17 protein-coding genes are annotated in these 17,822 nt (G+C 67.0%); 9 read left to right on the top strand and 8 right to left on the bottom strand.

Annotated features, from left to right (window positions below; all coding sequences use genetic code 11):
• Position 1: 1 nt before the first annotated feature.
• Complete coding sequence (ccoO, locus tag ACZ5PO_RS34890; protein ID WP_464187309.1) at positions 2-733, bottom strand: cytochrome-c oxidase, cbb3-type subunit II; 732 nt, start codon at positions 731-733, stop codon at positions 2-4.
• Positions 734-738: 5 nt separating this feature from the next.
• A complete protein-coding gene (gene ccoN / locus ACZ5PO_RS34885) occupies positions 739-2,397 on the bottom strand; it encodes a cytochrome-c oxidase, cbb3-type subunit I (RefSeq protein ID WP_464187308.1) in 1,659 nt (552 codons plus the stop codon).
• A gap of 269 nt (positions 2,398-2,666) precedes the next feature.
• Between ccoN and ACZ5PO_RS34880 the strand changes: the two genes are divergently transcribed.
• Positions 2,667-3,002 (top strand): hypothetical protein, encoded by a 336-nt coding sequence (locus tag ACZ5PO_RS34880; RefSeq protein WP_464187307.1) that lies wholly within the window; start codon positions 2,667-2,669, stop codon positions 3,000-3,002.
• 51 nt (positions 3,003-3,053) lie between these two features.
• Here the strand turns inward: ACZ5PO_RS34880 and ACZ5PO_RS34875 are convergent, their stop codons facing one another.
• On the bottom strand, positions 3,054-3,242 hold the full coding sequence (locus ACZ5PO_RS34875) for a DUF3606 domain-containing protein (protein ID WP_464187306.1): 189 nt from the start codon (positions 3,240-3,242) through the stop codon (positions 3,054-3,056).
• Positions 3,243-3,423: 181 nt separating this feature from the next.
• On the opposite strand from ACZ5PO_RS34875, the gene ACZ5PO_RS34870 reads away from it, so the two are divergent.
• The 3 genes from ACZ5PO_RS34870 (at position 3,424) to ACZ5PO_RS34860 (ending at position 7,369) form a co-directional block, all read left to right on the top strand.
• Positions 3,424-5,121: a DUF1254 domain-containing protein gene (locus ACZ5PO_RS34870; RefSeq protein ID WP_464187305.1), complete on the top strand. Its 1,698-nt coding sequence runs from the start codon at positions 3,424-3,426 to the stop codon at positions 5,119-5,121.
• A 21-nt stretch (positions 5,122-5,142) separates the two neighbouring features.
• Complete coding sequence (locus ACZ5PO_RS34865; RefSeq protein WP_464187304.1) at positions 5,143-5,670, top strand: GNAT family N-acetyltransferase; 528 nt, start codon at positions 5,143-5,145, stop codon at positions 5,668-5,670.
• A 211-nt stretch (positions 5,671-5,881) separates the two neighbouring features.
• Entirely contained in the window at positions 5,882-7,369 is a 1,488-nt protein-coding gene (locus tag ACZ5PO_RS34860; protein WP_464187302.1) for a FadR/GntR family transcriptional regulator, read from the top strand.
• 22 nt (positions 7,370-7,391) lie between these two features.
• Here ACZ5PO_RS34860 and ACZ5PO_RS34855 read toward each other — a convergent pair whose 3' ends face one another.
• Complete coding sequence (locus ACZ5PO_RS34855; protein ID WP_464187301.1) at positions 7,392-8,198, bottom strand: enoyl-CoA hydratase/isomerase family protein; 807 nt, start codon at positions 8,196-8,198, stop codon at positions 7,392-7,394.
• A 254-nt stretch (positions 8,199-8,452) separates the two neighbouring features.
• Here ACZ5PO_RS34855 and ACZ5PO_RS34850 point away from each other — a divergent pair, with 254 nt between their 5' ends.
• Positions 8,453-8,959 carry a hypothetical protein gene (locus tag ACZ5PO_RS34850; protein WP_464187300.1) on the top strand — a complete coding sequence of 169 codons (507 nt, stop codon included), beginning with the start codon at positions 8,453-8,455 and terminating at the stop codon, positions 8,957-8,959.
• Positions 8,960-9,018: 59 nt separating this feature from the next.
• Here ACZ5PO_RS34850 and ACZ5PO_RS34845 read toward each other — a convergent pair whose 3' ends face one another.
• The 4 genes from ACZ5PO_RS34845 to ACZ5PO_RS34830 all read right to left on the bottom strand — a co-directional run bounded on the left by ACZ5PO_RS34845 (position 9,019) and on the right by ACZ5PO_RS34830 (position 12,620).
• The gene (locus tag ACZ5PO_RS34845) at positions 9,019-10,614 is read right to left on the bottom strand and encodes a GMC family oxidoreductase (protein WP_464187299.1); all 1,596 of its coding nucleotides are present in this window, start codon (positions 10,612-10,614) and stop codon (positions 9,019-9,021) included.
• An 83-nt stretch (positions 10,615-10,697) separates the two neighbouring features.
• Complete coding sequence (locus ACZ5PO_RS34840) at positions 10,698-11,366, bottom strand: NIPSNAP family protein (RefSeq protein ID WP_464187298.1); 669 nt, start codon at positions 11,364-11,366, stop codon at positions 10,698-10,700.
• Positions 11,367-11,416: 50 nt separating this feature from the next.
• Positions 11,417-11,830, bottom strand: a complete 414-nt coding sequence (locus ACZ5PO_RS34835; RefSeq protein ID WP_464187297.1) for a cupin domain-containing protein — start codon at positions 11,828-11,830, stop codon at positions 11,417-11,419.
• 34 nt (positions 11,831-11,864) lie between these two features.
• Positions 11,865-12,620: an SDR family NAD(P)-dependent oxidoreductase gene (locus tag ACZ5PO_RS34830; protein ID WP_464187296.1), complete on the bottom strand. Its 756-nt coding sequence runs from the start codon at positions 12,618-12,620 to the stop codon at positions 11,865-11,867.
• Positions 12,621-13,078: 458 nt separating this feature from the next.
• On the opposite strand from ACZ5PO_RS34830, the gene ACZ5PO_RS34825 reads away from it, so the two are divergent.
• From ACZ5PO_RS34825 to ACZ5PO_RS34810, 4 genes are all read left to right on the top strand, one after another.
• Positions 13,079-13,990: a VOC family protein gene (locus ACZ5PO_RS34825; protein ID WP_464187295.1), complete on the top strand. Its 912-nt coding sequence runs from the start codon at positions 13,079-13,081 to the stop codon at positions 13,988-13,990.
• Positions 13,991-14,061: 71 nt separating this feature from the next.
• Complete coding sequence (locus ACZ5PO_RS34820; RefSeq protein ID WP_464187294.1) at positions 14,062-15,525, top strand: CoA-acylating methylmalonate-semialdehyde dehydrogenase; 1,464 nt, start codon at positions 14,062-14,064, stop codon at positions 15,523-15,525.
• 67 nt (positions 15,526-15,592) lie between these two features.
• Entirely contained in the window at positions 15,593-16,447 is an 855-nt protein-coding gene (locus ACZ5PO_RS34815; RefSeq protein WP_464187293.1) for a fumarylacetoacetate hydrolase family protein, read from the top strand.
• Positions 16,448-16,554: 107 nt separating this feature from the next.
• Complete coding sequence (locus tag ACZ5PO_RS34810) at positions 16,555-17,688, top strand: ABC transporter substrate-binding protein (RefSeq protein ID WP_464187292.1); 1,134 nt, start codon at positions 16,555-16,557, stop codon at positions 17,686-17,688.
• Positions 17,689-17,822: the final 134 nt, after the last annotated feature.

The following is a 17,822-nucleotide window of genomic DNA, read 5'->3' as shown; positions in this document are numbered from 1 at the left end:
GTCATTGTCCTGCTGCGGCAACCGGCTTGCTGGCGGCGTCGGTCAGCCGGCCAAGGATCTGCAGATAGGCGACGACGGCATCCATCTCGGTCAGTTCGCCGATGCGGCCGTCGAAGGCACGGACCGTGGTTGCGTCGCCATATCTCTTGGTCACGCCGTCGGCAAAGGGCGTCTCAGGCGCGGCCTGCCCGTAGGCATCCGACGCGGCGTTGGCGATCATCTCGTCGGTGTAGGGCACGCCGACGGCACGCTGCGCCTTGAGGTGATTGCTCAGATCATCCGTCCGTAGCGCCGTGCGCGCCAGCCAGCCGTAGCGGGGCATCACGGACTCGGGCACGACGTCGCGCGGGTTGATGAGGTGCGCGACGTGCCACTCGTCGGAATACTTGGCGCCGATACGGGCCAGATCCGGCCCGGTGCGCTTCGATCCCCATAGCATCGGGTGGTCGTATTTCGACTCGACGGCGAGCGAATAGGGGCCGTACCGCTCCACTTCGTCGCGCAGCGTCCGGATCATCTGCGAGTGGCAGGCGTAGCATCCCTCGCGGATGTAGATGTTGCGGCCGGCCAGCTCCAGCGGCGTGTAGAGCCGCATGTCCGGGGCGTCCTCGACCGTCTGATGGATGGTGAAGAGCGGCGCGATCTCGACGAGGCCGCCGATGCTGGCGACGCCGATGATGGCGAGCACGAGCCCGATGGACTTTCGCTCCAGCCGGTAGTGAAACCCGAACATGCGGCTCACTCCCCGGGCTGGAGGGCGGGGGTGCCGGTGAGCACCGGGTCCGGTCGGTCGATGACCGGCTCCGGCGCGGCCTGCGGCGCGTCCCGGATCGTCATCCAGATGTTGTAGCAGCCGACGATCGCGCCGGTCAGGAACAGCAGGCCGCCGATCGTCCGGGCGATATAGTAGGGATGCATCGCCACCAGCGAGTCGACGAAGGAATAGGCCAGGGTGCCGTTCTCGCTATACGTCCGCCACATCAGCCCCTGGATGATGCCGGAGTTCCACATCGCGAAGACGTAGACGACGGTGCCGGCGAGCGCGAGCCAGAAGTGTGCTTCCACCAGCCTTGCCGAATACATGCGCTCTCGCTTCCACAGCCACGGCACCGACGCATAGATCGAGCCGAAGGTGATCATCGCCACCCAGCCGAGCGCGCCGGCATGCACGTGCCCCACCGTCCAGTCCGTGTAGTGGGAGAGCGAGTTGACCGAGCGGATCGCCATGAACGATCCCTCGAACGTGGTCAGTCCGTAGAAGACGGCGGCGACCATCATGAAACGCAGCACCGCGTCGTCGCGCACCTTGTGCCAGGCGCCGTTGAGCGTCAGCAGGGCATTGCCTGCCGACGCCCACGAGGGAACCAGAAGCATCACCGAGAACGTCATGCCCAGTGTCTGCACCCACTGCGGCAACGCGGTGTAGTGCAGATGGTGCGACCCGGCCCACATGTAGAGGAACGTGATGCCCCAGAAGCTGATGATGGACATCCGGTACGAAAAGATGGGCCGTCCGGCGCGCTTTGGCAGGTAGTAGTACAGCATGCCGAGAAAGCCTGACGTCAGAAAGAAGGCGACCGCGTTGTGCCCGTACCACCATTCGGTCATGGCATCCTGCACGCCGGCGAACAGCGAATAGCTCTTGGCGCTGCCGAACGAGACCGGCACGGCGAGGTTGTTCACGATGTGCAACATGGCAACGACGAGGATGAACGCCATGTAGTACCAGTTGGCGACGTAGATGTGCGGCTCCTTGCGCCGGGCGAGCGTGAGCAGGTAGACGACAAAATAGGTCACCCACACGACCACGAGCCAGATATCCGTATACCACTCCGGCTCGGCATATTCCTTGGACTGGGTGACGCCCATCAAATAGCCGGTCACGGCGAGGACGCAGAACAGGTTATAGCCGAACAGCACGAATAGCGGCCCGAGCTGGCCGGGCAGGCGGGCCCGCGACGTCCGCTGCATGACATAGAAAGAGGTGGCTATGAGCGCATTGCCGCCAAAGCCGAAGATCACGCCGGTGGTATGGACGGGACGCAGGCGGCCGAAGCTCGACCAGGCGGCGTCGAAGGTCAGATCCGGCCACGCAAGAAGCGCCGCGACCCACACGCCGAAGAACATGCCGACGACCGCCCATCCCATGGCCAGGATGATGCCGATCTTGCTCGGCTCGTCGTAATAATGATCAAGCCGCTCCTCGCTCGGCTCCGGGGCGGAATAGCCGGAAATCAGGGCGAACAACCCGACGATCGCGGCCAGCATGACGAGTGCGCCATGAACGCCCAGCGGATCATCCCGACCGGTGATCGCCATCGCCAGACCCAGCGTGGCGAGCGCAATCAGGATGAAGAACGCCGACTGCCGTTCGGCCTTGGTAAGTTGCAGCAGCATTCTCGGACGCCCCTTCTACAATTCACCGTTGCCGCGCGCGACTAAAGCCACCTGAAGGCCTCGGCATCATTTGCGCCAATATCAAAGCTGGGGATTCGTGTGGTCCGGTTTCGCGTGTCCCACCCTAGCTGCCGAAGAAAAACGGACTATGACGCGCCGCGTGTTCGCGGCTTTTTGACGATCCCGGGATCATCCGAACAATGGCGACGCAATGTCAATCCTGCGGCGCCGGCCATGCGGGTGGTGCAGCGCGCGGGCGCAAAAGGCGCGTGCACCCACGAGGCACGATCGTCGCTATCGACGTCGAGCCGGAGGCGCGCGTGCAGACCGGCCACTGCTGCATGGGCCTGGAGGGCGGCGTCAAGCTCGCCTATCGCAAGGAGCTCCTGGCCATCGCCGATCCGGCGCAGCGCCAGGCCTGGTTCGACGATATGGTGGCCAAGGAGCACGAGAAGAACAAGGCGCTGAGCAGCGCCACCTACCTGGAGGTCGACGACGTCATCGACCCGGCCGACACGCGCCGCTGGCTGGTTCGGAGCCTGCGCTCGCTGCCGGCGCCGGTCCCGCGCGCGAGAAAGAAGCGCGCCAGCGTCGACGTGCGGTGAGCGGCGCTGAAGCGGGGTACGGAGTTCCGCATCCCGCTTCGGATCGTCCGCCTAGCTCTGCTTGAGCTTGGCGGCCTCCGCGTCGAGCTTGGCGCGGTCGTGGCCGAAGCGCTGGATCAACTCCCGCGCCTTGGCCGGGCTGATGCCATGGCGCTGGGCGAAGCTGTCGACGTCGTAGCCGGCCGTGCTGGTCAGCGGGTCGTGGCCATGGCCGCCACCCTTGCCGATGTCACCGCTCATGCTGTTCTCCTGTGCCGAGGAGCCCCCCGCTGAAGAAGTGGGGATCGCGGCCGGGCGGTTCCACGGCGCCGGCGATCCGACCTTTGGTGAGGGTTTCCCGCTGCGCCGGGGCGGGTTCATCCTATATAGGGCTCAGGCCCGAGATGGATGGGCCGGGAACGCCTCGCGCGGGGATGCGGAGATGAGCCGGTTTGGGATGGCGGCGACCGTGGTGCTGGTCATCGGCGCCTGCATCGTCGCGCAGACGGCCAATACGCCCGGCGTGCCGGTGCCGCGCACCGACGCGCCGCCGGAGCCGGCCAGTCAGCCGGCGCCTCCCGTCGGTGCGCCGCTCGCCGCCATCGATCCCTCTGCCGCTCCGCCGAGCCCCGGCCTGCCGGCCCCGCCAGCTACCGCCGGCGGTTCGCCGTCTACGGTCGCGCCGACGGGTGATCCTGCGCCGGCGCCGCAGGCGGCGTTGTCGTTCGCGGCTCCGGCCGCCCCCCTCGCGCCGCTGTCCCTGCCGGCGCCATTGCTCGAGGCGCGCGCCGCCGCCCGCGAGGCGTACGTGTATGGCGTGCCGCTGGTGAGCAGCTACGCCGCCATGCATGCGTTCTTCGTCGACAAGGGCGGGCCGGACTACAAAGGACCTTTCAACACGGTGCTCAACATCGGCCGGGTCTTCACGCCGGACGACAAGGCTTTCCTCAGTCCCAATTCCGATACGGCCTACACCTTCATCGGCCTCGATCTGAGGGCCGGGCCCGTGGTCCTCACCATCCCGCCCATCGACAAGGGCAGGTATTTCGCCTTCCAGCTGATGGACCTCTACACTTACAATTTCGCCTATATCGGCACGCGCACCACGGGCAACGGCGGCGGACGCTTCCTGATCGCCGGGCCAGGCTGGATGGGCACGCCGCCCGGCGACATCACCCAGGTGATCCGGGCGGACACGGAGCTGGTCAACGTCATCGGCCGCACCCAGCTGTTCGGGGCGCAGGACCTCGACAAGGTCAAGGCGATCCAGGCTGGCTACAAGCTCGAGCCGCTGGTCGCCGTGGGCGGCCAGACTGCGCCGGCACCATCACCGATCAACTGGCTGAAACCGACCCGGGAGCAGCGCTCCTCGCTCGATTTCTATGACGTGCTGGCCTTCGCCCTGCAGTTTGCGCCGCCGCCTCCCTCCGAGACGGCGCTGCGCGAGCGCTTCGCCGGCATCGGCATCCTGCCCGGCAAGCGCTTCGACGTCGCGGCGCTCTCTGCCGACATGAAGGCGGCGCTCTACACCGGCATGGCCGAAGGACAGCGGGACATCGATGCCCGGCGCTCCGCCCTGGGCGGCAAGGTCGACGGGCTGTTCGGCACGCGGGAGTTCCTGGGCGACGACTACGTGGCACGCGCCCTCGGCACCCAGATCGGCCTCGGCGCCAATTCGCGCGAGGAGGCGCTCTATCCGCTCTACGAGCTCGACGCCAAGGGGCTGCCCCTCGACGGCGCCGAGGGCCGCTACGTGCTGCGCTTCGCCAAGGGCAAGCTGCCGCCGGTCAACGCCTTCTGGTCGCTCTCCCTCTACGACAAGCCGGACCAGCGCCTGGTCGCCAACCCGATCAACCGCTACGTGATCAATGCCTCGATGCTGCCGAGCCTGAAGCGGGATGCGGATGGCGGCCTGACCATCCACATTCAGAATCAGCCGCCGGGTGGCGACAAGAACGCCAACTGGCTGCCGGCTCCGGCCGGACCGTTCATGCTGGCCATGCGCTATTATTGGCCCAAGCCCGATCTGCTGGCGGGCAAGTGGGCGCCCCCCAAAGTGGACAAGCTGCCCGAACCGAAGGTGCAGGAAGCGTCACCCCAGCGCTCGGCGGCGCGCCCTGCGCGCGCCGCCGGCCGGTGAGGGGGCAAATGGGAGGCTCCGGTGACAGCGGAGGAACGCGCGTTCTCGATTTCTGACCTGCGCCAGCAACCGGCGTTTCGCGATGTCGTCGCCGATCGCATCTGGAACGCCTGGTGGCGCTCCAAGGGCTTCCCCTTCGCCTCCATCGCCCGCCGGGTCGCCGAGAACCTGGCGTCGGAGGGGTTGCCGCTGGCGCTGGTGGCCCATCGGGGCGAGCAGTTTCTGGGCACCGCGTCGGTGATCCCCAGCGACCTGCCCGAGCGGCCGCTCTATACGCCCTGGGTTGCCGCCGTCTGGGTCGAACCGGACCAGCGCAGGCATGGCGTCGGCGCGGCGCTGGTGCGCGCCGCCGCCGAGGCGGCGTTCGTGCGAGGCTTCGATCCGGTCTATCTCTGCGCGACGCCGGGAAACTCGCCGTTCTACCGGCGGCTAGGCTGGCAGCAGCTCGAGGCCGACATCGGCGGCCTCAACCTGTTCTCCGCGTCGCCGGGGCAGTGGGACGCGCCACAGGCTCGTCGGCCGAATGGAGCCCGTCTGATCGGGACGTGATCGAAGCCCGCGCTCGTCGGGCGGCTCGGAATGGGCGCAGGCTTTGGCGTGGCACAGCGCCTCGCCTGGGGTCGCTTCCGCTACGCGACCGGCGTGGTCTAGACTGATCGTCACGGCTCGCGACAAGGCGGCCCCTGGGAGGACGTGCGCCGCCATGGATGGGCGCTTGCAGCTCAAGCTGTCTTTGTTGCGGGGGGAAAGCCCGTGCCCGATGGATGTCGCCGATTTCGGCCGGCTGTCGGCGATCCAGCTGCGCACCCAGGTGAAATCGGCGCTGTCCGACCGCATCGCCGTCGCCATGCTGGACATGATCGCCTCGGGCCGTCTGCCGCCGGGGTCGACGCTGCCGCCCGAGCGCCGCATGGCCGCTGCTCTGTCGGCCAGCCGGGTCTGCGTGCGCAGTGCGCTCGATCGGCTCAAGGTCGGCGGCTACATTGAGGCCGTGCAGGGCTCGGGCACGCGCGTCATCGAGAGCGAGCGCAGCGAGCGCGTCGCTCAATTGATCCGGGCCAACCAGGAGAACCTCCACGATCTCCACGCTTTCGTCGATTTTCTCGACCACTGCATCGTCGAGTGCCTGATCGACAGCGCATCGCCCATGGGCCGCGACGCCGCGGTCGCCGCCCTCGCTGCGTCGAACGGGGTCATGGCGCCGCGCGATCGGGCGGAGCAGGAAGCCCAGCTGCGCGTCGTGCTCGCCGACGCCTCGGGCAACCGCGTCTTCAGCCTGATCAGCGGCCAGCTCCTGCGCGGCATGCGCAGCCTCTTCGCCAGCCGCCTCCGCACGACCGACGAGGCGGCGTTGGCGCAGCTCGGACGACACGGCGCCGACCTCGCCGCGGCCATCGCGCGTCGCGATCTCGACGGTGCGCTGGTCGCCCTGGCCCGCCGCGGCGACGCGCTGTGGCATGCGGCGGACAGCGCGGACCATACACGGTCGGACGGACCGGCCGACGAAGCGACGATCCTGCGCGGCCTGATGGTCGCCAGCCCGGAAATGCTGACGACGCGTCTCACGCGCGAGATCACCCGCATGATCGTGACCGGCAGCGCCCGGGAGGGAGCCCGGCTGTTGAGCGAGCGGCGCTTTGCTGCCCTCTTCGGCGTCAGCCGTGCCTCGGTGCGCGAGGCGCTGGCGACGTTGAAGGCCGACGGCGTCATCGTCGCCGACGAGCGCTCGGGAACCCGCGTCTGCGACGCTCGAGCGGAGCTGGCGTCGCTGGCGGCCACCGATCTCGACCATCTCAAGACCATGGCGCGCCTGCGTGGCTATCTGGAGGTCTGGGCGGCGCGCCGGGCTGCGGTGCGCGGCAGCGAGGACGATCTCGCGGATCTGAAGCGTATCCTGAACGAGATGCGGCGCAGCCATCTCGACGCCCGCCGGCGCATCGATCTCGATCTGCGCCTGCACCTGACCATCGCACGGGCGGCCGGCAGCGCCGTTCATCTCTACATCACCGAAGTCCTGCGCGATCTCACCCTGGCCTACTTCGAGTATTCGCTGGGCGAGCCGTCGATCGGTGCAGGTTGCGACGAGATGGTGCTGCGCCACCACACCGCCATCGTCGCGGCCATCGCGGCGCGCGATGCGGACGGCGCCGGCCGCGCCATGCTGGAGCACTGCGGCGCCTTCAGCCTGCGCTACGACATCGGCAGCCCGGACCGGGATGTCTCGCTGGCGCTCGCCCGGCTGGGGTGATCGCGCCGGCCGGCGGCGGGCTCTATCCGCCTCGCCCGTTGAACACCGGCTGGCGCTTCTCCAGGAAGGCGGCGATGCCCTCTTTGGCGTCGGCGCTTTCGGCGGCCGCACGGGCCTCCGCCGCTTCGATGTCGAGGCCGGCGCGGGTCACCGTGTCGTCCGCCGCCTCGACGCATCTACGAATCCCGTTCACGGCAACCCTGCTGAAGCCGGTGACCGTCCGTGCCAGCGCCTCCGCCGCCTCCAGCACCGATTCGCCAGGCGCGACCACCCGGTCGAGCAGCCCCATGGCCAGGGCCTCGGCCGCCGGGACGGGGCGGCCGGTCAGCATCATGTCGAGCGCCCGGGCCCGTCCGACCAGCGCCGGCAGGAACTGCGTGCCGCCGTAGGAGGGCAGCACGCCCAGCTTGATCTCCGGCAGGGAGACGCCGACGTGCGGGGCCGCGACCCGGAAGGTGCTGCACATGGCGAGCTCGAGCCCGCCGCCGTAGGCGAGGCCGTTGATCGCCGCGACGCTGACGACGGGCGAGCGGCTGAGGCGCACGAACAGGTCACGCGCCATGTCGGTCTTTGCCGCCGCGGCCGAGTCGCTCAGCTGCTGCATTTCGGCGAGGTCGGTGCCGGCGCAGAACGCCTTGTCGCCCTGGCCGTGGATCAGCAGGAAATGCCCGCGGCCGCTCTCCAGCTCGGTCAGAGCCGAGGCCAGGCCGTCGAGCACGGCGCGCGTGATCGCGTTGAGCTTCGCGGGCCGGGTGATGCGGAAAATGCCGCCGCCCTCCAGCCACTCGACCTCGCAATCGTCGCTTGTCCGCAGGGCGCTGGCCGTCATGACGTCCTCGATGAGATGCCGATGGGAAGGGGCGGAGGTTCTCCCATTCATGGCATCTGCGGTGGGGACTTTCAAACCAGCCTGACGCCGGGGAACCGGTTCCGTGCCGGCGGTCGGTCGTCCTCGCGCCATCCAGTGGAGCCACCCCATGCAATGCCGAGGAATGTTTCTGTTCTGTTCTTGACCTTCGAAGCCGGTGACGGCACAGTCTTCGCTCCCGCGGTGGTTGCGGGCATAGCCGGCCGAGGCGACGAATGACCGACCTGCCGATGCAATTTCCGGTCCTGGCGTTGCAGCGCGATTATGGCCGCGATGCCCGGGAGGGCCGCGAGCGGCTCGAGTGGTTCGACGACGAAGACGCCCTCACGCGCCTCAGTCGCTGGGATATCAAGCACGCAACCCAGATGGGCGCACTGCTCGTCGATGCAAGGGGGCAGTGCTGGCGTGTCCTCGGTGTCACCGACATGGGAGTGTGGGGGAGGTCGTGGACCAGGATCTTCAACATCTTCCGTGATCCGCGGCGGGTGCGATACGAGCTGGCGGAGGGGCCGGCGCTGCCCTTCGACGTCATCAAGGAGCGTGTCTGCACCTCGATCCAGGCCAATCCGGACGACTGGCGCGATGACGAGGCGATCGCCGGCGAGTCAGGGCCGCCGCTCGACGAGCAGGAGATGCTCGACGACCTGTCCGAGCGGGCCAGGCGGGCGACCGACATGCGCGAGCTGATCGCCGTGCTGGAACAAGGCCACGAGGACGCTTAGCAGGCTGCTGAAGAACGTCGGATGGGCCTGGAAGCGCCGGGCTTTCGAGCACGCCAAGCTCAATGGTCCCGGCGGATCATGTCAGCGGCCTTCTCGGCGAGCATCACCACTGGCGCGTAGGTGTTGCCTGCAGGCACTGTCGGCATCACCGATGCATCCGTGACGCGCAGGTTATCCATCCCGCGAACCCTCAGCGAGGGGTCGACGACCGCATCCACGTCATCGGCCCCGCCCATCCGGCATGTTCCCGCCGGATGGAATAGGCTGCTGACGTTGCCTGCGATCCAGCGGTCGACCGCCTCGCCGCCGGCAACGTCGCCGCCCGGCACGATCTCGCTGCCGGCGGCCGAGAGCGCCGGCGTCCGTGCGAGGGCGCGCACGATCGAGACGCCGGCGCGCATCGCGCGCCGGTCGCGCTCAGTGGCGAGGTAGTTGAGGTGGATCATGGGACGCCTCCGGTCGCCGGGACGGAGCGCCAGGGATCCGCGGCTTTCCGGCCGGATGAGCACGACCTGCACCTGGAACGAATGGAAGTCGAACGGCTTCATCCGCGAGCGGTCCATGGCAAGATTGGCGAAGATGAACTGAAGATCGGGCCGATCGAGAGCTGGATCGCTGGGCAGGAAGGCGCCGACCTCGATATGGTTGCGCGCATAGGGCCCGCTGCGGGAGAGGAGCCACCTCAGCCCGTGCAGGACCTTGGCGGGCCCGGTGAGCAGCGGAAGCAGCGAGTCGTTCCCATGCGAGCGGAAGACCGTTGCGACGGATGGATGATTCTGGAGGTTGCGCCCGACGCCGGGAAGATCGACGACAGGCGCTATCCCTGCGTCCCGAAGGGCCCCGGCGTTGCCGATGCCCGACAGCATGAGCAGATGCGGTGAGGCGTAGGCTCCGGCCGCTAGGATCACGTCGGCTCCCTTGACGAGGAGGCGCTCGCCCGCGATCTCGACGCGGACGCCGGCGACTCGGCGGCCCGCGATCTCCAGCGACGATGCGGTCGCGTTCGCCGCGATGGTCAGGTTCCGTCGGCGTCGCGCTTCGCCGAGGTAGGCTCTTGCCGTGCTCGCTCTGATGCCCTGGCGTACTGTCTGGTCGTAGAGGCCGAAGCCTTCCTGGCGCTCGGCGTTGAAGTCGTCGGTTTGGGGGTACCCGGCCTCGATGCCGGCCTCCAGGAAGGCGCGCTGCGGACCGAACAGCATGGCCCGCGATGGCGTCTCGACGCCGAGCGGGCCGCCCGCAGCGTGGAACGGCGCATTCCGGGTCGCATGGCCCTCGGCCTTCCGGAAATAGGGCAGCACCTCGGAGAAAGACCACCCCGTACAGCCGGCCCGCGCCCAACCGTCATAGTCGTCAGGATGTCCGCGCAGGTACATCATGCCGTTGATCGCCGAGGAGCCGCCCACCGCGCGTCCCTGAAATTGGGCGACAGCGCGGGGATCGTCGCTCAGAAACGTCTCGCTGAAGCGCCCGCTGCCGATGGCGGCGGAGAAGCCCGCGGGCATGTCCACGACCATCGCATTCGCGAACGGACCGCGCTCGAGGAGGAGGACAGTGTTGCCGGGCACCTCCGACAGCCGCGCGGCGATCACGCAGCCCGCCGCGCCCGCGCCGACGATGATGTGCGAATAGGACCGGTCGGTTGAAAGGCGCGTCATCGTTCCATGCCTAGAGCGCTCCGCGATGGGGCGGACACACCCGATCGCAAGAGAAGCGCTTCAAATTCAAATAGTTGCGATCGTCAGAAGAAGAGGGGCGCCATCGCGGCCATCGGCGCGACGCTCAAGGTCTCCTTGCGCCGCCGAGCGACCGATGACGCCTGTGCTGCCAGGGTCGATTCCCACGCCCTTGCCGATGCTTGGGACGGGCGCAGGGCGATGACGCGGTGCTGGCGGCCGATGGCGGTTTCGAAGACGCCGATCGGTGGAGGGGCCGTGTTCTCGCCGGCGAGCGCCTCCCTCAGCTGCGCCCAGAAAGCCGGAAGCGTGCCGGGCGCGAAGTCGAGCGTATCCATTTCGACCGTCGTTGCCGCGTCCGCGTCCCGGCGCAGCCGCGGGCCGGCGGAGGGAAGCCAGTCGTTGCCGTTGCCGAGGATCGGGGTGAGGGCCGCGATCGGGGCCGGCGTCAGGACCGTATTGTCCTGACGGGTCATCAGCGCGCGGACCTTTGGGAAGTATTCGTTCAGCTCGGGCTTGCCGTAGAGGCCGTGCAGCCGCGCTAACCAGTCCTCGTGCCCGTCATAGCGCCACAGATGTATGACGCGGTCGTTCTCGGCCCCTGCAACGCCGAAATAGGAGACGAGGCGCTCCATGATCGGGCGCACGACCTCGAAGCCGCGTTCGGCCTGGATCGCCCAAAAGCGGTCGAGGCTACCTGGCTGCAGCGTGTATGTGCGCATTTCGATGAACATGCTCACCCTCCTGGATCGGCGGGGCGCCCTTGTCTGCGCTTCCGTGGCGGTCAGCTCGACGGCGGAAACCGCATCGCCGGCGCGCTCAGGCCCAGGCTCGTGCCGGGGGCGACGCCGTAGGGGTGGAGCGCTGCGTCGGGGAACCAGTCGAGCCGCGGCGGTGCGGCGAACTCGACGATGGTGCATTCGTCGAGATACCAGAATTGATGCCGCACGCCGCCTGGTATCAGCACGGCGGTCCCAGGCGCAATCCGGCGGCGCGGATCGTCGCCGATCTTCACCTCCATCGTGCCCGAGACGAGCCAGCTCGTCTGCTCCATCGGGTGGGAATGCTCCGGCGTTTCGGTGCCGGCGGCGGTCTTCAGCCAGAAGACCGTCCCCTGCCTGCCGGACAGCATCCTGAGATCGCCGACGACGACGCGATGGACGGGAATAGCGTCCACGTCGTGATAATAGTCACTCATCCCCGGTTCCTCCCGAAGCCACGGACCATGGTCGTCACGCGACGGTGCGACCGGAATCGATCTTGAGATGCACGCCGGTCATGTGCGGGGCCGCGTCGCTGATCGCGAACGCGACCAGCCGGCCCATCTCGTCCGGTTCGGCGATCTGGCGCAGCGGCAGGGCCGCCTCGACCGTCTCGCGATAGCCCTCCATCGCCTGGATGGGCGGTGTATTCGTCTGCCCCGGCACGATCGTATTCACGCGGATGCCGTAAGGGCCAAGTTCCAGCGTCATGGCTTGCATCAGCGCGTGCACGCCGCCCTTCGAGGCGATGTAGGCCGCGGCGTTGGGGAATGCGCGCACAGCCGTGGATGATCCCGTCGCCAGGATCGACCCGCCCTGACCCTGCCGCACCAGATAGCGTGCGCCGGCAGCCACCGTCAGGAAGGTGCCGGTCAAGTTGACCTCGAGTGCTCTCCGCCATTGGTCGACGGGCGTCTCGTGCGCCGGTCCACCGACTACCACGATGCCGGCATTGGCGACGATGGCGTCGATCCTGCCGAAGGCTGCCTCCGCCGCCGCGATCATCCGATCGACCTGCGCCTCGTCGGTAATGTCAGTGGTGACGGCGATGACCTTCGGCTGCCCGAGCGCCTTGACCTGCTCGGCCGTCTCGATCAGGCCCTCCGTGGCGAGGCCCGCAGCACAGATCATTGCGCCCGCTCCGGCGCAGGCGAGCGCGATGCTTCGGCCAATGCCGGACTCCGCTCCGGTCACGACGACGACTTTGCCCTCAAGCGAGATCAGCAAGCGTTTCCTCCTGTCGCGCTCTCCTAGGCGCTCTATAGTCGTGCAGATTATATATATTTATGTCAAGCGAGCGTTCGCCGATCTGTTAGCTGCGTGGCGCGGCCGGCCCCCGGATCGGGCGCAATTGGAGCGAGCTTGGACTGGCAGATCCGCCACTGTCTGGATGGCTGAGCCCTTCTCCAGCGGCGCGAAAGTGCGATTCCGTCCTTGATTTCTCGGCTTTCCTGGCGCGGCAAGGCGGACGCAGCGCATGCATCGCCAATGATTGTTTTCGATCCGGTCGAGGGGCGCGATCGCGCTCCTCGGCGGATAGCATTGAATGAACTTATCTCAATATCTATTATCATTTTATATATTTTGTCGTTGACCGATGGGTACCCCTCACCTATGGTCCGACCCAAGAGAGCTGTGGGCGGCGGACAATGGTGGACTGCCGGAGCTCATAGGGGAGGAGCGATATGGCGCCGCTGGTGCAGAGGTTGGGGTTTGTGGCCCTGAACGTGATCGATCTCGACGCAGTCATTGCGGATGCGGAGGCAATCGCGGGAGCTCGTCTGGTCGAGCGAACCAAGCATTCTGCCATTCTGACGTCGAACAAACGTCGCGCTGAGCTTGTGCTCTATCAGTCGGACGTCAATGCCGCGCGCCGGATCGGCCTTGAAGCCGTCCATCCGGACACCGTCGCGGACGTGCGCAGGGCCGCCGAGGCGGCTGGCGTCACCATTGTCTCGGACCGGCCTTCGCTGGAGTTCATCGACAAGTCGGTCACGTTCCTCACCAGCGAGGGCCACGTGATCGAAGTGCATTCCGCCGTTCCGGACGACCAGCCGCGCTGGTACGCGGGTCCGGGCATTCACCCCAACTGCATCGACCACGTGAATCTGGCGGCGGTCAATCCGCAGGCCATCACGCGCGAGTTGACAGCCGTGCTGGGTACCAAGCTTTCGCAGCGAACGTTGAGCGACGAAGTCTCATGGATCCGTGCCGCGGATCGCCGGCATCACACGATCGGCATGGTGAAGGGCCCCAGCTCCGGTATTCATCACTACAGCTGGGAGTTTAACGGCTTCGACGACTTCAAGCGGCTCGGCGACGTGCTGTCCGCCGAAGAACGACTTTTCATCTGGGGCCCGGGCCGGCACGGCGCCGGCGACAACGTGTTCGCCTACTATTTCGACCCGGCAGGCTTCATGGTCGAGTGCACCGCCGAGATGGAGGTCATCCACGACGACGACATGGAGCCCCGTATCAGTGACGTCGGCGCCGCGCTCGACAATCCGCGCGTGGTGAACCTCTGGGGCGCGCCGCCGCCGCGGGTCTGGCTCGACCATCACACCGACTTCGCCCCCTATGTTCGAGAACACGCCTGATACTGAGCGATTTCTTCAAAGACGCGACAGAGCGGAAGGACGACACATATGACTGTCCAAGTTGTGGGCCATTGGATCAACGGCAAGCTTGTAGCCGGGGCGGTGGGCACCAGGCCATCCACAACCCGGCCACCGGCACGGAGATCGGCAAGGTCGCCATGGCCGACAACGACATCATCGAGGCGGCCGTCGCGGCGGCGACCGCGGCCGGTGCGGCCTGGGCCGATACGCCGCTGCCGCGCCGGGTTCAGGTGCTCTATAAGTTTCGCGAAGTCATCATCCAGAACATAGACACCATCGCCGAGCTCATCACCGAGCAGCATGGCAAGACGCTCGACGACGCGCGCGGCGAGATCAATCGGGGTCTCGAAGCCGTCGAGGTCGCCTGCAGCGTTCCGGCCAACATCAAGGGCGAGATGACCGCGCAGACCGGTCCGAGCATCGATACTTACTCGGTCCTCCATCCGATCGGCGTCTGTCTCGGCATCACGCCGTTCAACTTCCCGGTCATGATTCCGCTCGGGATGCTGTCGATCGCGATCGCCGCCGGCAACGCCTTCATCCTCAAGCCGAGCGAACAGGATCCGGGCCCGGCTCTGCTGATCGCAAAGCTCGCCCAACAGGCCGGCCTGCCGGATGGTGTGCTGAACATCGTCAATGGCGGCCGCGATACGGTCGAAGCGCTGATCGATCATCCCGAGATCGGCGCGGTGTCCTTCGTCGGCTCGACGCCCGCGGCCCACGCCGTCTACATGCGCGGCGCGTCGGCTGGAAAGCGGGTGCAGGCGCTAGGTGGTGCGAAGAACCACATGGTCGTCATGCCCGACGCGAATCTCGATTCGGCGGCTGATGCCCTCTCGTCCGCTGCCTTCGGGTCGGCAGGGCAGCGCTGCATGGCGATCACCACGGTCGTCGCGGTCGGGCCGATCGCCGATCGGCTCATCGCCAAGGTCGCCGAGCGCACCCGCGCCGTGAGGATCGGCCGCGGCACGGACGATGGTGTCGAGATGGGACCTCTCATCAACGGCAATTCCCAGAGCCGTGTTCGCGAATTGATCCGCAGCGCCCGGGCGGCCGGCGCTACGGTCGTCGTCGACCGTAGCGAGGAGACCGTCGCCGGCTGCCAGGGCGGATATTTCGTCGGGCCGACGCTGGTCGACCATGTCACACCCGAGATGGACATCTACCAGCGGGAGGTGTTCGGCCCCGTGCTGATCGTGGTGCGCGTCAACTCGCTGGACGAGGCGGTGGAGCTCGTCAAGCGCAACAAATACGGCAACGGCGCAGCCATTTTCACCCGCGACGGCAATGCCGCGCGCATCTTCCAGCGTTACGTGCCGGCCGGCCAGATCGGCATCAACGTGCCGATCCCGGTGCCGGTCGCGAGCTACGCCTTCGCCGGCTGGAAGGCATCGGCCTTCGGCGATACCGGCATCCACAACGGCGCCTGGCGCTTCTACACGAGGCCCAAGCACGTGACCTCCCGCTGGTCCGACCCGCCCGTGGGCGTCGACCTCGGCTTCCGTCCCAATTGAACCATCAACAGGCAAGGGTCCGGCGGAGCCCGCGTGTCGCGCGGGACGGGACCGAATGAGGTGAACCATGCGGTATGTCGGTTTCGTGAAGGACGGGGAGCGCTACATCGGACGACGCGATGGAGCGGTGATCAGGTCGCTTGGACTTGTGGATGCGTTCTATCGCAGTCTCGCGGCGGGTAAGGCGCCGGTTGATGGCGAGGCCTATGAAGCCGCGAAGGTCCAGTATGCGCCGCCGGTGCCGCGGACGTCCCGGATCTTCTGCGTCGGCATCAACTATCGCGACCACGCGGTCGAATCCTTCAATCTGGCTGGGATCGAGGAGCCGAAGGTTCCCATGGTGTTCGGCCGTTGGGAAAACACCCTGGTGGTGGACGGCACGCCCGTGCCGGTGCCGCCGAAGGAGGAAGGCCTCGACTGGGAGGTGGAGCTCGCCGTGATCATCGGCAAGACGACGTGGGGAGCGACCGAGCAGAACGCCATGCAGGCGGTGGCCGGCTATACCGTCTTCAACGATCTGAGCGCTCGCGCCAAGCAGATGGCCACCCGCCAGTTCACGCTGGGCAAGAACGCCGATCTCTCGGGTCCGATCGGCCCCGTCGTCGTCACCAAGGACGAGATCGCCGACGTGAACAATCTGCGCGTCACGGCGCGCGTGAATGGCGAGACGATGCAGGATGCCAATACGCGGGACTTCATCCACACGATACCGCGGATCATCAGCTACATCACCGACACCGTGACGCTGCTGCCGGGCGACGTCATCGCCACCGGCACGCCGGGCGGTGTCGGTGTCGCCATGAGCCCGCCGCGCTTCCTGAAGCCGGGGGACGTGGTCGAGGTGGAGGTCGAAGGGATCGGCGTGATCCGCAACCCGATCGTCAGCCGCGAGCAAGTTCCGGCGGTCCAAACCGCCGCCTGAAGCCGGCGGAACTCAAGAATGGAAGCGCATCGGTCCGGTCGAGGGGCCGGACCGGGCGCTTCGCGTCGGCCGCGAACGGCCGGACGTTTAACGGGGAGGAATAGCTCATGTCGACAGGATTCCGCGTTGTCGCGGCTCTGCTGCTTGCGGGCACCGCCGGCTACACTCAGGCCGTGGCGGCGGAGGCCAAGGGGCCGCCGATCAAGGTTGGGGCCATCATTCCGCTGACCGGCGGCGGCGCGGCGCTCGGCCGGTCGGAGCTGGACGGCGTCCTGCTCGCCGAGAAGCATATCAACGCCAATGGCGGCATCAACGGCCGGCCCATCCAGATCATCCATGAGGACGACAACACCAATCCGGACACCGCCATCACCAAGGCGAACAAGCTCATCTATACCGATAAGGTGGTGGCGCTGATCGGCGCAGGCCAGACCGCCTCATCAGTCGCGGTGGGCGCAATCACCGATCCGCTCAAGATGGTGCAGGTCGCGTTTTCCGGTCTCGGCCCGGCCGTGGAGCGACAGCGCAAGTGCGTGCTTCACATCGCGCCGCCACAGGAGTTGAACGCGCGCGCTCTTCTGTCCTACGCCAGGGACAACGGGCTCAAGAAGATGGCCGCGCTCTACGACGCAGGCTATGGACGTGTCGTCCTCGCCGAGCTCCAGAAATACATCGGCGAGTACGGCATAGAAATCGTCGCCAGCGAAACCTTCGAAATCGCCGCGACCGACACCACGACCCAGGCCGCCAAATTGCGTGCGGCTAATCCTGACGGCTTCTTTGTCGTTGGCGTGACGGGCACGCCGGTGCGCAATCTGCGGGCGCTACGGGTCAAGCAGCCCATCCTGTCGGCGATCGGCCAGGCGACCTACCAGATCGTCGAGGCGATGGGCCCCAATGTCTCCGATGTCATCATCCCGGAGTTCCTCGTTGCCGAAGATCCGCTTCCGCGGCAGACGGAATTCGTCAAGCTCTTCAAAGCTGAATACGGTCGGGTTCCGAAGTCGGGCGAGGCGTTCGGCTGGGACGCGCTACGGGTCATTGCCAAAGGACTAGCGGCGACGGGGCCGGAACCGGCTGAAGGCAAGCTCTGCGAGGCCGTGCGCGGAAAATTCGCGGGCGTCAATGCAGACTATGACTTCTCTGCGAACGACATGACGGGGTTAAGATTGGCGGATTACGTATTCTCGCGCGTCGTCGACGGCAAGTTCACGCGCCTCGAATACCGCATCGGCGACTGAGCCAGGCCCATTCGCCCTCCCGCGTTCTCGACATGCCGGGATCGCGGGGCGGCGAGCTGAAGACGACGTTTGCATCGCCTTGTCGCCCATTGCTTCAGCCGAAGGCGACTGTGAACCCGTCGGATTCCATCGTT

The organism is Chelatococcus sp. KU-N122 (assembly GCF_055391085.1).
Note: the sequence above shows the minus strand (reverse complement) of the source record. Positions and strands in the feature narration are given on the sequence as shown.

What these genes read in the sequence shown, in the direction of transcription:
- ccoN (WP_464187308.1), bottom strand. Translation starts at nt 2,397, where the DNA reads ATGCTGCTGCAACTTACCAAGGCCGAACGGCAGTCGGCGTTCTTCATC.
- ACZ5PO_RS34825 (WP_464187295.1), top strand. Translation starts at nt 13,079, where the DNA reads ATGGCGCCGCTGGTGCAGAGGTTGGGGTTTGTGGCCCTGAACGTGATC.
- ccoO (WP_464187309.1), bottom strand. Translation starts at nt 733, where the DNA reads ATGTTCGGGTTTCACTACCGGCTGGAGCGAAAGTCCATCGGGCTCGTG.
- ACZ5PO_RS34870 (WP_464187305.1), top strand. Translation starts at nt 3,424, where the DNA reads ATGAGCCGGTTTGGGATGGCGGCGACCGTGGTGCTGGTCATCGGCGCC.
- ACZ5PO_RS34815 (WP_464187293.1), top strand. Translation starts at nt 15,593, where the DNA reads ATGCGGTATGTCGGTTTCGTGAAGGACGGGGAGCGCTACATCGGACGA.
- ACZ5PO_RS34845 (WP_464187299.1), bottom strand. Translation starts at nt 10,614, where the DNA reads ATGACGCGCCTTTCAACCGACCGGTCCTATTCGCACATCATCGTCGGC.
- ACZ5PO_RS34860 (WP_464187302.1), top strand. Translation starts at nt 5,882, where the DNA reads ATGGATGTCGCCGATTTCGGCCGGCTGTCGGCGATCCAGCTGCGCACC.
- ACZ5PO_RS34835 (WP_464187297.1), bottom strand. Translation starts at nt 11,830, where the DNA reads ATGAGTGACTATTATCACGACGTGGACGCTATTCCCGTCCATCGCGTC.
- ACZ5PO_RS34855 (WP_464187301.1), bottom strand. Translation starts at nt 8,198, where the DNA reads ATGACGGCCAGCGCCCTGCGGACAAGCGACGATTGCGAGGTCGAGTGG.
- ACZ5PO_RS34840 (WP_464187298.1), bottom strand. Translation starts at nt 11,366, where the DNA reads ATGTTCATCGAAATGCGCACATACACGCTGCAGCCAGGTAGCCTCGAC.
- ACZ5PO_RS34850 (WP_464187300.1), top strand. Translation starts at nt 8,453, where the DNA reads ATGACCGACCTGCCGATGCAATTTCCGGTCCTGGCGTTGCAGCGCGAT.
- ACZ5PO_RS34875 (WP_464187306.1), bottom strand. Translation starts at nt 3,242, where the DNA reads ATGAGCGGTGACATCGGCAAGGGTGGCGGCCATGGCCACGACCCGCTG.
- ACZ5PO_RS34810 (WP_464187292.1), top strand. Translation starts at nt 16,555, where the DNA reads ATGTCGACAGGATTCCGCGTTGTCGCGGCTCTGCTGCTTGCGGGCACC.